This is a genomic window from Psychrobacter sp. 1Y4 (genome assembly GCF_051847555.1).
Genome location: NZ_JBPYDE010000804.1, coordinates 1 through 610, shown reverse-complemented (window position 1 = coordinate 610; position 610 = coordinate 1). Strand labels below are relative to the sequence as shown.

General features: G+C 39.3%; 1 protein-coding gene. It reads left to right on the top strand.

Going from position 1 to position 610, the window contains the following annotated elements:
- Positions 1-137: 137 nt before the first annotated feature.
- Positions 138-610, top strand: a 473-nt coding sequence (locus tag ACS8FC_RS18970) for a YagK/YfjJ domain-containing protein (RefSeq protein WP_439297930.1), incomplete at its 3' end; no start/stop codon positions are given.

Sequence of the window (610 nt, the reverse complement as noted above, 5' to 3'; positions counted from 1 at the left end):
TATGTTACTCAAAGGCTATCCAAGCATTTATCTCTGGTACAAAAGATGTCGTTGGAGATTCCTACCCTTGCAATGTCATTTGGACCCAAGATAACACTCAACGATTAATCGAATCCATTTTGTGTTACAGGCAAGATGTGATTAACGAAGACAATGCTTGGCAGTATCAGGAGAACCAGAATAGGAATAACCTAGAGTCTTATGTTAGAGACCTATTCAATCACTACTCAAAGTCATTGGTTGTCCGTGTCGACTTAATGTATACGGAAGAAGATAGAGGTTTAGTCACTATCGATATGTTCAACAACCACATGAAAAAGCTGAGAGAGCTCATCAGTAACAAAAAATCGTGCTTCAAATATTTACAGGGGTATGCCTGGGCTTTAGAGCAAGGGGATAAGTGTGGTGGATTTCATTGTCATTTGCTGCTCATATATGACGGAGCAAGACGTGAGGGTGATTGTGCTTTAGCTATAGAGGTAGCTAAGAAATGGAAAGATATCACAGAGGACATAGGAACTTATTACAACTGTAATAGCAATAAGCATAAGAAAAAATACCAAGTAAAAGACGAGTTCGGTAATGATCGCTTAGGCGTCGGTATGATCCA